Consider the following 14451-nt stretch of genomic DNA (forward strand, 5'->3'; position numbering starts at 1 on the left):
GCCATCAGCCCTGGGCTGTGCTCACTTCGGTGCGGACCGTGGTCAGCTTCCCCTGGTTGTTGTAGGCGTACACCTCGATCGTCGCCTGACCCGGCTCACCCTTGTCGGTGAAGTCCAGCGGGCCGCTCACGCCGTCGTAGTCGATGTCCTTGCCGGCTGCGATCAGCTTCTTGCACGCTGCGAAGTTGTTGCACTTCTCCCCGTCCTTGGTGATCCCGACCATCTCCTCCGCGAACTTCTCCGGGCTGTCGGACTTCGCCTGCTCCGCGGCGAGCGCGATGGTCGTCGCGCAGTCGAACACCTGCGGCGCGAACTGCAGCTCCTTCAGCTTGGGCGCGAACGCCTTCAGCTCCTTCACGAACTGCGGGTTGCTCGCCGACGCAGGCGCCGTTCCCTTCATGCCGGCGAGGACCGCCGGGTTGCGCGGGGAGACGAGCGAGGCCAGTTCCTCGCTGCGCAGACCATCGGCCCCGTACACGCCGATCTTGTCAGGACCGAGCCCTGCCTCGATCAGATTCTGCAGGACCTGTGTGCCTTCCTCGAAGGCGATCACCGCGACCGCGTCCGGCTTGGCGTCCTTCACCTTCTCCACGATCTGGTCGAAGTTCGTCGACTTCGGGTCGTAGGTCTCGGCGAGCGCCACGGTCGCACCGTCGTCCTCCAACTCCTTCTTGGTGGAGTCCACCAGGCCCTTCCCGTAGTCGTCGGCCCGCCCGATCAGCGCCACCCGTTTGTGGCCGTCCCCGCGAATGACCTTCGCCAGGACAGGTGCCTGCAGGACGTCGCTCGGGGCGGTGCGGAAGTAGAACCCGCCGTCGTCGTAGTCGGTGAAGGTGGGTGCCGTGTTCGACCCCGAGCACTGGACCACGCCGGCTCCGGTCACCCGGTCGATGAACGCCAGCGACATCCCGGAGGCCGCCGCGCCGATGATCGCGTCCACGCCGGAGGCGAGGACCCGGTCGGCCGACTGGGCTGCGACGGCTTCCTGACCTGACTCGTCGCCGCCGACCGGGGCCGCAACCTGCTTGCCGAGGACACCGCCCGCATCGTTCATCGTCTTGATCGCGAGCTTCAGGGCCTCGATCTGGGGTGGACCGAGGAAAGCGAGCTGCCCGGTCTCCGGCAACACGTAGCCGAATTTGAGCTCACCGTCTTCATCGGCCGGGGCCACGGCCTGCGCACCGCCCGTCCCGCCGATCGCCGCCACCAGCAGAGTCGCCGCGCCTGTGAAGACCGCGGACCGCCGTATTGACGCCTTCATGTCCGCCTCCTCTCGTCGAGGCAGGCGCCGGTCGAGAGGCCGGCCCTCGCCCGCCCTCACTACCGAGGGTAAAACTCGCACGTCGCGGACGGCTACGGAGCCGCGCGCGAGGAGAGGCTCCCGGGCGTGGATTCGAAGATCGGCCGTGCATGCGTGGCGCATGCGTGAACTGGGGATCCGGTTGCTCGGCGGTTTCGGGGTACAGGTGGGCCCACGGGAGGTCGCCGACGGACAGTGGCGGCTGCGGAAGGCGAAGAGCCTCGTCAAACTGCTCGCGCCGGCGCCGGGCCACCGCTCCAACGCGAGCAGGTCCTGGACCTGCTGTGGCCACAGCTCGATCCGGTGGCCGGCAACAACCAGTTGCGCAAGGCGCTCCACGAGGCCCGGCGCACCCTCGATCCCGACCCGGCGGCGATGTACCGCTACCTGAATCCGGCGAGCGGCTGGGGCTCTGCCGGGCGGTGACCTGGATCGATGTCGAGGCATTCGAGGACGCGGCGCTGTGGGCCCGGCGCGCCGGGGACCCGGCGCCGTACGAGCGGGCGATCGCGCTCCACGGCGGGGACCTGCTTCCGGAGGACCGCTACGAGGAGTGGGCCATCGAGCGCGAGGAGGCCCTGCGGTCCGAGTGCCTCCCCCTGCTGGCGGAGCTGGGCCGCCGCTCGGGGCGCGCGCCGACTTCGACACGGCCGCAGCGGCGGCCCTGTCCACGGCGGTGGGGGCCAACCCGGCGCACGAGGACGCGGCCGTGGCCCTGATGCGGGTGTACGCCTCGCGGGGCGACTGGCAGGAGGCGCTCGCCGAGTACCGGCGGCTGCGTGCGGCGCTGGAGCGCGCGGCGGGGGCGGGCCCCGGTCCGGCCGCAGAGCGGGGGTACGAGCAGATCCTGACCGGCCAGGTCTTCCAGCCGGACCTCACCGGCGATTCGCGGATGCTGTCCGGGGACGTCGCCGGGACGGCTGCCGGGTACGCCTCAGCGCTGGACGCGGCCCGGCCCGGCGCGCGCGGCCCGGCCGCCGTCAGGCTGCACCGCAAGGCGGCGACGGCGTACGTCCAGCAGCACGACAGCGAGGCCGTCGGATCACAACTGCGGGCCGCCGAGGAGGATCTGACGACTGACGGCGACCGTGCCGACGCCGGTCGGGTGCGCGGCGTGCGGGCCAACTGGCTGTGGGAAGTGGGACGTTACGCCGTGGCGCAGCAGGCGGCCGAGGCCAGCCCAAGACGCACAACGGCAAGCGGGTGCTGCCGCTCCCGAAGCCCGTCCACACAGCGCTCGTCGCCTTCCGTACCCGCCAGGAGCAGGAGAAGCAGCAAGCGGGCGAGGCCTACGAGGGCAGCGGTTACGTCGTGGGGGACGAGCTGGGCCGAGCGTTCGAGACGGATCGTGAGACGAGCGCCCAGAAAATGATCGAGGGCCTTGCCTCACGTGAGTGAAACAAGACCCTGACCTGCGACTATGGAGCGAGCTCCAGTCGGGACGACAGGATTTGAACCTGCGACCCCTTGACCCCCAGTCAAGTGCGCTACCAAGCTGCGCCACGTCCCGGCCGCGTCTCCCACGGGTGTTCCGTGTGATCGCGCAGGTAAACCCTACCTCACGCGCGCAGCCGGACCGACTGGCGGGACGTCAGCCCCGGGTGGCGACGGTCTCGCGGACTTCGGTGCTCTCCGTGACGACCCGGCGCGCGGCCCGCCGTACCGGAACGAGCAGGGCGGCCAGCGCCGCCGCCAGGCACAGCACGGCCAGCAGGGTGAAACCGTGCAGGTAACCGGACTCGTACGGCAGTCCCGAGGACTGCAGGTGACCGGTGACCAGGACGCTGGTGACGGCCGCGCCGATGGAGCCGCCGATGGTGCGGATGTTGGCGTTCATGCCGGTCGCCGCGCCGGTCTGGTCGGGCGGGACACTGCCGACGATCAGGTTGGCCATGGAGGCGAAGGCGAGTCCGATGCCGAGGCCGAACAGGCCCGCGACCACGGCGATCTGCCACCGCTCGTCGTGCCAGAGGGCGAGGAAGCCGCAGGCCACCGCGCCCAGCGCGGCTCCGGTCACCAGCAGGGACTTGGCGCCGACCACCGGCTCCAGACGGCCGCTGAGCACGCCGGAGAAGAACATCGCCACCAGCATCGGCAGCATCAGCAGCCCGGCCGCGGTGACGCTCGCGCCGAAGCCGTAACCGGCCGACGACGGTGTCTGGACGAAGCCCGGCAGGAAGGACCAGATCGAGTACATCCCGGCGCCGAAGAGCAGGGCCGCGGTGTTGGTGGTCCAGACAGCGGGCAGGCGCATCACCTTCAGGTCGATCAGCGGGGTGCGGGAGCGGGCCTCGGAGAACAGCCACAGCGCGAACAGCACGACGGCCGCGCCGAACAGACCAAGCACCCGGGCCGAGCCCCAGCCCCACTTGCTTGCCTGGCTGAGCGGCAGCAGCAGCGCGACCAGCCACGCGGACAGCAGGACGGCACCGAGCCAATTGACGTTCCCCTTCGCCCTGTTGAGCGACTCGGGCACATACCGTACGGCGATCAGCGTCGCGGCGATCACGATGGCGACCGGGATCCAGAACAGCCAGCGGTAGTCGAGCGCGGTCACGATGGGACCGGCGGCGACCATGCCGACGCCACCGCCGGCGGCGATCACGGCGGACAGGTTGCTGATGGAGCCGCTCACCTCGGACGCGTCGAACTCGTCCCGGATGATGCCGAAGGAGAGCGGGAACAGGGCGCCGCCGACGCCCTGGACGACCCGGGCGACGATCAGCACGCCGATGGTCGGCGCGAGCGCGGCGAGGAGACAGCCGACGGCCACCGTCACCAGGACGCCGACGAGGGTGCGCTTCTTGCCGATCAGGTCGCCGACGCGGCCGAGGATCGGCGTGAAGATCGAGGCGGACAGCAGATACGCGGTCATCACCCAGGTCGCGGTGGACTGCGAGGTGTGCAGCGCGTGCTGGACCGTCGGCAGGGCCGGCGCGATCAGCGACTGCAGCATGGAGAACACGCCGGCACCGGTCGCGAGGACCGCGAAGGTGAGGCGGGTGGACTTGCGGGGCATGGAGAGCCTCTCCGAACGAACGGGGTGCGGCCGGAGCCTCGTGGGAAGCGGTCGCGGAAAGGGCGATGGGAGCACCTCGACTGCTAAAGTGGAGGTACGCCTCCACTCTAGCGGAGGCGTACCTCCGCTTCAACCGTTCCGGAGGTACACCTCCGTTTCGCCTCCCGGGAGGCAGTCGTGACCGCCCCGTCGTCGTTCCCCGTCAGCGAGATCGTCGCGTCCCGTCGGCCCCACCGGAAGGACGCCGCCCGCAACTACGACGCCCTGCTCGCCGCCGCGCGTGAGGCATTCGCCGAGCACGGCGCGGAGGCGTCCCTGGAGGACATCGCCCGACGCGCGGGCGTGGGCATCGGCACGCTGTACCGGAACTTCCCCACCCGCCGCCATCTCTTCGAGACCGTGTACGCGGACGAGGTCAACACACTCGTGCGGGTGGCCCAGGAGCTCGCCGACCAGGAACCCTGGCAGGCCCTCACGGCCTGGCTCGACCGGTTCGCCGGCTACATGGTGACCAAGCGGGCGGTGCGCGAGGCGCTCAACGACGAGTCGGAGATCTTCGCGGCATGCCGGGAATCGATGTACGCGGCGGGCGGGCCGCTGTTCGAGCGGGCGCAGGCGGCGGGGCAGGCACGCGTCGACATGGACTTCGTCGATCTGCTGCGGATGGTCGCCGGGATCACGGCGACGGCCTTCGACGACGACGTCCAGCGCGATCGGGTGCTTTCGATCGCGCTGGACGGAGTGCGGGTTCATTGACGGTACGCCCAAGAACGCGGGGCGGCCGGTCGTTTCGCGGGTGCGGGTGATGGGGGCCGGTCGCGCCCACGCGGCGGTAGCCGCAAATCGATACAGTCCCGCGCCCCTAGGCAGGTACGGCCACCCCTAGTTCCGATGCTCGGTCGGTCAGGTCCTGCCAGACCTTCCGGGGGACCGGGATGCCCTTCTGGCCACGCGCCGAGGCCACCCCTGCGCTTCGCTCGCCCGGGTAGAACACGCCCTCGGCGCCCTCCGCCACCGGCAGGCCCTTCAGCGTGCCCAGTGTCGCGTCGACTCCCTCTGCGAAAGCCTCCGCGCCCCCGAAAGCCGCCGGGTCCACCGCGATGAGCAGGGCGTTCTGGCGGTGCTTGCGGCCCTTCGGGTCGTCCGAGTGGAACTGGGCGAAGATCGGGGCGCCGACCAGGACGCTGGTGAGGAGTTCGAAGGCCAGGGACATGCCCGACCCCTTGGCGCCGCCCAGCGGCAGGGGCATGACCGCTGCCGAGGGGTCCGTGGTCGGCGTGCCGTCCTCCGTGGCGGCCGCGCCCTCCGGGAGGGGCGTGTCGCTCGCCTTCGCCTGGCGGATCTTGCCGAGGGCGATGGTGGCGGTGGCCATGTCGAGCAGCAGGGGCGCATGACCTTCGGACGGTACGGCGATGGCGAGCGGGCTCGTCGCCACGGCCGCGCCCTTCACTCCCGTGTAGCCCATGTTCGGCATACCGGCGACGAACCCGATCCCGACCAGCCCCTGCTCGGCGATCTTCGACACGTAGTAGCCGATGGCCCCGGTGTGCACGGTCTCGCGAACACCGACGGAGGCGATACCGGTCGTACGAGCACGGCTCACCGCCTCATCGGCCGCGGCGGACAGGGCCACGGGACCGGGCGCACGGTCGGCGTGCAGGACAGCCGCGGCCGGGGTCGTCGACTCCACCTTGATCTCCGCCTGGGCGTTGGCCACGCCCTTGGCCAGCAGATCCAGGTAGGCCGGCACCCGGGCGATCCCGTGCGAGTCGACACCGCGCAACGCGGCCCAGACGAACACGTCGGCGGTGGTGGCTGCGTGCTCCGGGCTCAGCCCGCCCTTCTCCAGCAGGGCAGCGGAGAAGCTGCGCAGGTCATCGGCCTGAACCAGAACCTTGGGGGGTGTATCGGACATGACGACAAAGCCTCCTGGGCGTGGAGCGCCCCTCCAGGGGCGCGGGACTGTATCGATTTGCGGCTACCGCCGCGCGGGCGCGACCAGCCTCAAACGGCCCGCAGACGAAAGAATTCAGCGCGTTACCAGCACATCGACAACCGCAGTCGTCCCCTCCGCCACAGCCTTGAACGCCCGCTCCAGCGCAGGCCCCAACGCATCCCGCGTATCGACGGTCTCGGTATGCATCCCGAACGGCTCGGCGAACGAGGCCAGCCGAGGCAGTCGCCGAAGATCCGTCCCCAGCCACTCCCCCGTCTCCGCGGCCGCCCCCTCCGGATAGAACCGCCGATGGTTGAGGTTCATCGACTTGTAGACCCGGTTGTTGAACACCACGATCAGCAACGGGAGTTCATATGCCTTGGACGCGTCGTACGACGGAATCACCGGGTTGTAGGTGAACGCCCCGTCCCCGACCGTGAGCACCACGGGCCGCTCCGGCGCGGCGAGTTTGACGCCGAGCGCGACCGCGATGCCCTGCCCGAGCCCGCCCTGGACGTAGAAGTACGAGTCGGGAGCCGAGGTCCGGACGTGCCGCTTCACCACCCGGCTGTGCGTGATGGTCTCGTCCACGACGACCCCGTCCGTGCCGTCGAGCAGCTTGCGCAGACTGGCCGCCACGAACACCGGATCGACGCCCTCGGCCTCCGCGGCCCGCGCCTCCGCGGCAGCGATCGCGGCCTGTTCCGCGGCGAACCGGGTCTCCTGAGCCGCCCGGCGTTCGCCGAGGGCCACTTCGTCGAGATCCTTGGCCCGCTTGGCCAGCTGCCGCAGCGTGTTGGCGACGTTCCCCTCCAAGTACCGGTCCGCGAACAGCACTTGGTAGACCACATGCGGTCGCTGCGGCACCTCGTCGATCACCACGACCTTCGCCTGGGAGGGGCGGCGCGACGGCGGATAGAAGGGGGCGCGGCAGTTCACGAGGAGGATCAGGTCCGCCTCGTCCATCCACGGCCCGATGTCGCTGCCCGCGTGCAGCGGATGCGTTCGCGGGAAGTTGCCGCAGACCGCCGAGTCCGGTTCGACGACCGGGATGTTCCATGCCTCCGCGAAGGCGACCAGCGCCTCGAAGCCGCCGGCCTCCCGCCCCGCGGTCTCCGTGACGATCACGGGATTGACGGCCTTCCGGATCATCTGCGCGACCGGATCGACCTCCTCCGGTGAGCTGTGCGTGGAGCCGGGAGCGACGATGGGCCTGGCCTCGCGGCCGTCCCACTCCTCCAGGAGGATCTCCAGCGGGATGTTCAGGTACGACGGCCCCGCGGGCGCCCGCCAGGCCAGCTCCGCCGCCCGCGTGATCATCGTGGGAAGGGTGTGGACGCTGGCCGCCTCGGTGGCCCACTTGGTGAAGGGCTGAGCCACTCCGTGCGGGCCGCCCACGATGGACAGGTTGCGGTACCACTGCCCGCCCGGGTCCTGACCCGGCCCGTCGCCGTAGGTCGTCGACTCCGAGGAGCTGACCACCATCGGCACACCGGCCAGCAGCGCCCCGTGCACCGCCATCGAGCCCTGGAGCAGACCGGGCGCCGCGTGCAGCAGCACCCCCTGCGGCCGGCGCTTCAGCAGGCCGTACCCGGTGGCCATGCCGACCGCCACGGTCTCGTGGGTCAGGTCCAGGTACTCCGGACAGGGCAGCCCGTCCCGGTGGCGGCGGGCCAGGGACTCCCACACCGGGGCCCACTCGGACCCCGACGAGCAGAAGAGGTAGTCGGCGCCGACGGCGTTGAAGGCGGTGACGAGAGCGTCGCCGCCGTCGGCGCCCGGGGAGTTGGTCGTGTCGGTCATCTCTCGTGCTTCCTCAGCCCTCGATCGGCCAGTTCAGGACCTCGGAGATACCGCGGCCCATCATCCATTCAAGCTCCTCGGGCGTGAAGTCCCAGTGCTTGGTGAACTGCTCGATCGTGTCGGTGTAGGTGATGCCGTGCCCCAGCAGGCGCGTGATGTCCGTGCCGTAGAAGCAGCGCTGCGGGCCCATCTTGTCGACCATCTCGCGCACGTACTTCTGGATGTTGTTGTTCGGGAAGGGCTGCGTGGAGTAGCCCGGCAGCGCGGAGACCTTGACGTAGATGTTGGGGTGGGCGGCCAGGTCGGCGGTCTCCTGGACCCAGTAGCCGATCGCGTCGTCGACGCAGCGGGCCATGATGCCCATGTGGTCGATGATGATCTTCAGCTCGGGGTGCTTGGCGGCGATCTCGCCGAGCTCGCGCTTCCAGATGGGGGCGTGGACCATCGTCGGGATGCGCAGCTCCTCGGCGATCGGCCAGTACCAGTCGTTGGTGCCGTCGATCATCCAGTTGCGGTCGATCGGCCGGTGGAAGGTCAGGCGCGTGCCCTTGACGTGCGGGTTCTGCGCGAAGTCCTTCAGCATGGCCTTGCCCTCTTCGGGCTTGTTCTGCGGGATGCGGGCCATGATGCCGAAGCGGTCCGGATGCGCCTCGCAGGCCTCCAGGGCGTAGTCGATGCGGTCGCCCTCCCAGGACGGCGGCAGGATCAGCGCGCGGTTGACGCCGGCCTCGTCCATCAGCTCCAGGGCCTCCTCGTAGGAGAAGGGGTCCTCGCGGTGGCCGTTGAGGCGGATGCGCTCCCGCGCGCCCGGCACCCAGGGGCGGTCCGGAGTCTCTTCCTTCCAGATGTGGATCTGGGTGTCGACGACGAACATGGCTTCAACTCTTTCCGTTGAGCGGGGTGGTGGGGTGGTGCGGAAGGAACGCTAGGCGGGCGGCGAGGACTTGCGGAGCCCCCTGGAGCGCAACCAGTAAGTGCGCCGTACGCAGGGAACTTTCAGATTGCGGACGGGTTCCGGAACACCGCCTCGACGATGTGTTCGGCGATCGCCATCGACGCCGTCGCGGCGGGCGAGGGCGCGTTGCGTACGGCGGTGACCCGGCCGACCTGATGGATGCGGAAGTCGTCCACGAGGGTGCCGTCGCGGTCCAGCGCCTGGGCGCGTAGGCCCGCCCCTCCCCGTACGACGTCCTTGGCCGTGACCCCGGGCACGTACAGCCTGGCGTCCTTCATGAAGGCCGTGGCGGAGAAGGAGCCGCGGTACTCCTTGATTCCGGTACGCCAGTGCTGGGCCGCCATCTTCCAGGTGCCGGGGTAGGCGGCGAGGCCGAGGAGGTGCTTCGGGGAGACCCTGGTCCGTGTGTAGCCCTCCCGGGCCAGTGCCAGGACGGCGTTGGGGCCGACCTCCACGGAGCCGTCCACCCGGGGCGTGAAGTGGACGCCGAGGAAGGGGTACCGAGGGTCGGGCACGGGGTAGACGAGCCCGCGCACCAGATCCACCCGATCGGGCCTGAGCAGCATGTACTCACCGCGGAACGGGACGATGCGAGGTTCCCGCTTGTCCTGCGCAAGCCCCGCCAGCACGTCCGACTGGAGACCCGCGCACAGGATCAGCCGGTCCACCCTCAGGCGCTCCTGCCCGGATGCCACCTCGATGCCCCCGGGCACGGAGGTGATGGAGGTGATCGGGAAGCCCAGCCGCACCTCGCCGCCGGAGTCGACGACGTCCTTGGCGAAGGCGCGGGCGATCGCCGGGTAGTCGGTGATCGCGGTGCGCGGGGAGTGCAGGGCGGCGAGACCGCCGGCGTTCGGCTCGATCTCCCGTATCTCCTCGCGCGAGATCTTCCGCAGATCGGGCACATGGTTGTTCTTGGCCCGGTCGTAGAGGTCGTTCATCCTGCCGAGTTCGTCCTCGCGTACGGCCATCACGAGCTTGCCGATCTCGCGGTACGGCAGTTCGCGGTCCTGGCAGTACTCGCGCAGCAGACGGACGCCTCTGACTGTGAGGTTCGCCTTGAGGCTGCCGGGCTTGTAGTAGATGCCGGCGTGGACGACTCCCGAGTTGTGGCCGGTCTGGTGGAGCGAGATCTCCTGCTCCTTCTCGAAGACCACGACCCGGGTGCCGGGGCGGCTCAGGGCGATCTCACGGGCGGTGGCCAGGCCCAGGATGCCGGCGCCGACGATGCCGACGGTCGCGTCAGCCACGGGGCCGCTCCGGAGCGCCGAGGTTGATCGCCACGGTCTTCACCCGGGTGGAGAAGCGGAGCACCTCGTCGCCCTGCTCCTTGTAGGCCGTACCGGAGTCCCGGAAGCCGCCGAAGGGCAGGTGGACGTCCCAGCCGGTGGTCGTGGTGTTGACGGCGACCTGGCCGCACTCGGCCTCGTCGGCGAAGCGGTGGGCGTTCGCCAGGTCGCGGGTGAAGACGGCGGCGGCGAGGCCGAAGTCGGAGTCGTTCACGGCGTCGACGGCTTCCGTGAAGTCCTCGACGGCGCGGACCGCGAGGACCGGTCCGAAGACCTCCTCGCGCCAGATCGCCATGGCGGGGGCCACCTCGGCGAGGACGGTCGGCTGGACGTAGCAGCCGTGGGCGCGGTCGCCGTCGGTGTCGGCGCTGCCGCCGGTGAGGACGGTGGCGCCCTGCTCGACGGCCCTCGAAAGGTCGGCGAGTACGGCGTCCCGCTGCTTCGGGCTCGACAGCGGGCACAGCGTGGTCGACGGGTCGCTGCCCGGGCCGACCTTCAGGGTCTCGACCTCGGTGACGAGGAGGCGGGTGAACTCGTCGTACACCGGCTGCTCGACGATCACCCGGCTGGTGGCGGTGCAGCGCTGGCCTGCCTGGCCGAAGGAGGCGGCCACCACGGCCTTCGCGGCGGCGGGCAGATCGGCGTCGCGCAGGACGACCGAGGCGTTCTTGCCGCCCAGCTCGCCCTGGAAGCGGACGTTGCGGTCGGCGAGGCGGCGGCGGATGCGGTTGCCGACGGCGTTGGAGCCGGTGAAGGTGATGCCGGCGATCCGCGGGTCGTCGAGGAGGGCCTCCTCGATCTGGGCCGTACGGCCCGTGACGACGTTGAGCACCCCGGCCGGCAGACCCGCGTCGTGCAGGGCGCGGGCGAAGTGCAGGCCCGCGAGCGGGGTCTCGGTGGCCGGCTTGAACACGGCCGCGTTGCCTGCCGCGAGCAGCGGGGCGAGCTTGCGGGCCGGGGTGATCAGCGGGTCGTTCCAGGGGCTGATCACGAGGATCACGCCGATCGGCTCGCGCTGGGTGTGGGTGCGGTGGTGCGGGCGGACGTCGTGCAGGAGGGTGCCGTAGCCCTGGCGGGCGAGACCGGCGTAGTACTCCAGGAAGTCGGCGGCCTTGAGGGTCTCGCCGGTGGCCTCCGCGAGGGTCTTGCCGTTCTCGGTGGTGACGTCCTTGGCGATCTCGTCCACCCGCTCGCGGATCAGCCGGGCCGCGTCGGTGAAGATCCTCGCCCGCTCGAAGGGGCTGGTGCGCTTCCAGACGGCGAAGGCGCGCTCCGCGTGGTCGTAGGCGCGGGTGACGTCCTTGGTGGCGAGGGCGGGGATCCGTGCGATCGGAGTGCGGACGTCGGCCGGGTCGTGGACGTCGATCCAGTCGCCGGTCGTCACCCACTCGCCGCCGGAAAGGGTTTCGAGAGTACGCATGCCGTTCACGACACCTCACCGAGCAGGGGTGGGACCAGCCCCGGGGCGGCAGACATAGGTTGCGCTCCGCGCGAACCGCCCATCAGGGGATTCATGCTGGAATCGGCGGGCCGAACCAGCGACCAGGAGGAATCAGATGGCCTATGCAGTCGTCGCCCGCTACCAGTGCGATCCCGCCGACGAGGACGCTGTGCGGGCCGCCCTGTTGAAGGTGCGGGAGCATACGCGTGCGGAGCCGGCGAACCTGATGTACGAGGTGCATGCCGTGGAGGGCGGGTTCCTGCTGTACGAGCAGTACGCCGACCAGGACGGATTCGAGGCGCACAAGGTCGCGGAGCACTTCAGGGGGTTGATCGTGGAGACGGTGTGGCCGTTGCTGACCGACCGGTCGGTGACGTTCGCCGAAGTCCTCTGAGCGTCTTCTGAACGTCCTCTGAACGGATGAGGGGCCGGTCTCCCGGCCCCTCGCTGTCAGAACTCGTTGCCCCAGCAGTAGCGGGCGATCGTCTCCACCAGGACCAGCTTTCTCCGTTGCCACTCCGCTGTCAGCAGCGGGTGCGACGCCGCGTCCGCGAAGCCCCTCGACGGTGATACGGCCCCGTCCTCCAGGTCCTTGAACTCGCCCACCGCGTCCATGCGGGACATCACCGTGTCGATGTCCTCCAGCTCCGGCCTGGTCGCGTCGACCACGCCGAGGCAGAAGTCGCGGTCGTCCGGCAGCACCCTGACGAGGTCGAGCTCGGCTTCGGTGCCCTGGTCGAAGGGGAGGATCCAGCGGTCGGCCGGGATACCCGCGTACAGCCGCTCGGTGCGGGCCCTGTCCACGTCGACGGGGGCCGACCAGCCGGGGCAGACGCCGATCCGGACGCCCTCGGGGCGCTCGTCGAGCCGGACCGCCTGTGCGTCGACCGCGAGGGCGTCCTCGAAGGACAGTGCGCCGGGGTCGCCTCCCAGCAGGAGGGGGTTGTTGAGCTGGATCAGGCGTACGCCCCGGGAGACCAGGAGGACGATCTCGGCCTGGATGATCTCCGCCAGGGCCTCGCCCAGCTCGCGCGCCGAGGAGACGCCGAGGCCGGGCTCGTAGGTGGTGGCGGCGAGGTAGGCCGGGGAGGGCAGGGAGGCCTTCGGGGCGATCACCGTCAGGTCGGCGAGCTTGGCCGCCCAGTCCGCGAGCAGCGGGCCGTTGGCCTTCGGGAGGGACTCGGCGACCCAGCGGGTGAGCCCGTCCGCGTCCTCCTCGTCCGTACGACGGAAACCTGACACGCCGTCAAGGACCGCGCTGCGGAAGTCCTCACGGGGATAGTCGCCGTCCGTGACGACGGTGGAGCGCAGCTGGCGCTGGTAGGCCACCGCGTTCTCGACCGCCTGATCCACGCCGGTGGTGGCGAGGTCGGTCGGCCGGACGAGGCTGCCGTGGTGGTCGATGCGGTAGTTGAACGTGTCCGCCATGGGTCATGCGTCCTTTCCGGACTCGGCCGGCTTGCCCGCGACGCCCCAGGCGGCGAACTCCAGCTCGTAACCGAGGGACTGGAGGACCTCCTCGGCGATCTGCTGGTCCTCGTCGGCGGTGCCGCCGGCGATGCCGAGGCCGCCGATGATCTCGCCGTCCTTCTTGATGGTGACGCTGCCCTCGGTGGCCATGATCGGCAGGGCGGCGCCGGGGAGTTGGGAGAGCTGGGAGAAGAAGACGGGCTGGCTCTCCTGCCACTTCTTGAGCATCTTGCCGGGGCGCTGCATGATCGCCGCGGTGTAGGCCTTGGCGCGGGCGATGTCCGGGGTGAGCGGGCGGGCCCCGTCCGGGCGGCGGATCGCGATCGGGAATCCGCCCGCGTCCACCACGGCCACACTCACCGCCTTCCCGATGGCCTGGGCGCGCTTGTGGGCGGCGTCGATGATCTCCTCGGCGGCGTCCAGGGTGAGGGTGGTCATACGGCTTCCTTCGGTGCGGTGAGGGTGCGGCGCAGGCGGGCGATCGCCGCGTTGTAGGGGCCCGGTGTCTCCCAGTACATGGAGTGCGGGGCGCCCTCGACGATCTCCAGATGGGAGCCGGGGAGCAGTTCGTGGGCGCGGGTGACCGTCTTCACGCTGAGCACCGCGTCCTTCTCGCCGGCGAGGAAGGCGACACGCACGCCCGAGGCCTGGATCTCCTCCAGTGACGGGCCGTTGGTGTCGAGGTTGCGCAGGTCCTGCATCTTGGCAACGTTGAACGTGCCCATCTGCTGGAACAGGAAGGTGAGATCGGCGCGCTGCGACTGGAACGATTTTGTGAGAAGCCGGTCGATCACCGGCAGCTTGACGGCCTCGGCACGGTCGGCGGCCGCGAGCTCCTTCAGCTCGGGGTGGCTGATGCCGCCGAGGGAGTGGCCGAGGACGACGGAGGAGACCCGCTCGGGGCGCATCAGGCCGGCGCGCAGTGCGGCGACGGAGCCGATGGACTGGCCGACCAGCATCGCGTCGGTGATGTCCTCGGCGTCGAGGACCGCGACCACGTCACCGGGGAAGTCCTGGCCGTCGAACTCCGGCATGGACGAGTCGGACCCGCCGAAGCCGCGCAGGTCCACGGTGAGGACGGTGAAATCGGTACGCAGCGCGGCGACCTGCTGCCACCAGGCGGCATGGTGACCACCGCTGCCGTGCACGAACAGGATCGCCGGTCCGCTGCCGTGGCGCTCGTAGTAGATGGAGGTGCCGTCGGAGTCGGCAATGGGCATGAGAATGAACTCCCGTAC

General features: G+C 70.2%; 14 protein-coding genes and 1 tRNA gene. 4 read left to right on the forward strand and 11 right to left on the reverse strand.

From position 1 onward, the window contains the following. Positions 1–4 precede the first annotated feature (4 nt). Positions 5–1261 (reverse strand): ABC transporter substrate-binding protein, encoded by a 1257-nt coding sequence (locus ACI2L1_RS10595; protein WP_404738929.1) that lies wholly within the window; start codon positions 1259–1261, stop codon positions 5–7. 234 nt (positions 1262–1495) lie between these two features. Here ACI2L1_RS10595 and ACI2L1_RS10600 point away from each other — a divergent pair, with 234 nt between their 5' ends. Both ACI2L1_RS10600 and ACI2L1_RS10605 read left to right on the forward strand, forming a co-directional pair. Beyond that, positions 1496–1726, forward strand: a complete 231-nt coding sequence (locus ACI2L1_RS10600) for a hypothetical protein (RefSeq protein WP_404738930.1) — start codon at positions 1496–1498, stop codon at positions 1724–1726. Between the two features lie 163 nt (positions 1727–1889). After that, complete coding sequence (locus ACI2L1_RS10605; protein WP_404738931.1) at positions 1890–2672, forward strand: BTAD domain-containing putative transcriptional regulator; 783 nt, start codon at positions 1890–1892, stop codon at positions 2670–2672. Positions 2673–2736: 64 nt separating this feature from the next. On the opposite strand, the gene ACI2L1_RS10610 is transcribed toward ACI2L1_RS10605, so the two are convergent. Both ACI2L1_RS10610 and ACI2L1_RS10615 read right to left on the reverse strand, forming a co-directional pair. Beyond that, positions 2737–2810 (reverse strand) — tRNA-Pro (locus tag ACI2L1_RS10610). An 81-nt stretch (positions 2811–2891) separates the two neighbouring features. After that, on the reverse strand, positions 2892–4319 hold the full coding sequence (locus ACI2L1_RS10615) for an MFS transporter (protein WP_404738932.1): 1428 nt from the start codon (positions 4317–4319) through the stop codon (positions 2892–2894). A 177-nt stretch (positions 4320–4496) separates the two neighbouring features. Here ACI2L1_RS10615 and ACI2L1_RS10620 point away from each other — a divergent pair, with 177 nt between their 5' ends. Beyond that, complete coding sequence (locus ACI2L1_RS10620; protein ID WP_404738933.1) at positions 4497–5075, forward strand: TetR/AcrR family transcriptional regulator; 579 nt, start codon at positions 4497–4499, stop codon at positions 5073–5075. Positions 5076–5181: 106 nt separating this feature from the next. On the opposite strand, the gene ACI2L1_RS10625 is transcribed toward ACI2L1_RS10620, so the two are convergent. The 5 genes from ACI2L1_RS10625 to ACI2L1_RS10645 all read right to left on the reverse strand — a co-directional run bounded on the left by ACI2L1_RS10625 (position 5182) and on the right by ACI2L1_RS10645 (position 11722). Beyond that, positions 5182–6234, reverse strand: a complete 1053-nt coding sequence (locus tag ACI2L1_RS10625) for an Ldh family oxidoreductase (protein ID WP_404738934.1) — start codon at positions 6232–6234, stop codon at positions 5182–5184. A 114-nt stretch (positions 6235–6348) separates the two neighbouring features. Then, positions 6349–8058 carry a thiamine pyrophosphate-dependent enzyme gene (locus tag ACI2L1_RS10630; protein WP_404738935.1) on the reverse strand — a complete coding sequence of 570 codons (1710 nt, stop codon included), beginning with the start codon at positions 8056–8058 and terminating at the stop codon, positions 6349–6351. Positions 8059–8071: 13 nt separating this feature from the next. Then, positions 8072–8932 (reverse strand): amidohydrolase family protein, encoded by an 861-nt coding sequence (locus tag ACI2L1_RS10635; RefSeq protein WP_404738936.1) that lies wholly within the window; start codon positions 8930–8932, stop codon positions 8072–8074. Positions 8933–9054: 122 nt separating this feature from the next. Further along, on the reverse strand, positions 9055–10263 hold the full coding sequence (gene lhgO, locus ACI2L1_RS10640; RefSeq protein ID WP_404738937.1) for an L-2-hydroxyglutarate oxidase: 1209 nt from the start codon (positions 10261–10263) through the stop codon (positions 9055–9057). Then, the gene (locus ACI2L1_RS10645) at positions 10256–11722 is read right to left on the reverse strand and encodes an aldehyde dehydrogenase family protein (protein WP_404738938.1); all 1467 of its coding nucleotides are present in this window, start codon (positions 11720–11722) and stop codon (positions 10256–10258) included. The genes lhgO and ACI2L1_RS10645 overlap by 8 nt, the downstream gene beginning before the upstream one ends. 136 nt (positions 11723–11858) lie before the next feature. Between ACI2L1_RS10645 and ACI2L1_RS10650 the strand changes: the two genes are divergently transcribed. Continuing rightward, complete coding sequence (locus tag ACI2L1_RS10650) at positions 11859–12137, forward strand: putative quinol monooxygenase (protein WP_404738939.1); 279 nt, start codon at positions 11859–11861, stop codon at positions 12135–12137. 56 nt (positions 12138–12193) lie between these two features. Here ACI2L1_RS10650 and ACI2L1_RS10655 read toward each other — a convergent pair whose 3' ends face one another. The 3 genes from ACI2L1_RS10655 to ACI2L1_RS10665 are packed head-to-tail and all read right to left on the reverse strand — an operon-like array spanning position 12194 to position 14433. Next, complete coding sequence (locus ACI2L1_RS10655; RefSeq protein WP_404738940.1) at positions 12194–13171, reverse strand: methionine synthase II (cobalamin-independent)-like protein; 978 nt, start codon at positions 13169–13171, stop codon at positions 12194–12196. A 3-nt stretch (positions 13172–13174) separates the two neighbouring features. Then, complete coding sequence (locus ACI2L1_RS10660) at positions 13175–13651, reverse strand: heme-binding protein (protein ID WP_404738941.1); 477 nt, start codon at positions 13649–13651, stop codon at positions 13175–13177. After that, the gene (locus tag ACI2L1_RS10665) at positions 13648–14433 is read right to left on the reverse strand and encodes an alpha/beta fold hydrolase (protein ID WP_404738942.1); all 786 of its coding nucleotides are present in this window, start codon (positions 14431–14433) and stop codon (positions 13648–13650) included. Before ACI2L1_RS10665 ends, ACI2L1_RS10660 begins: the two co-directional genes overlap by 4 nt. Positions 14434–14451 lie beyond the last annotated feature (18 nt).

This window comes from Streptomyces sp. NPDC019531 (assembly GCF_044903305.1).
Taxonomy (GTDB): domain Bacteria; phylum Actinomycetota; class Actinomycetes; order Streptomycetales; family Streptomycetaceae; genus Streptomyces.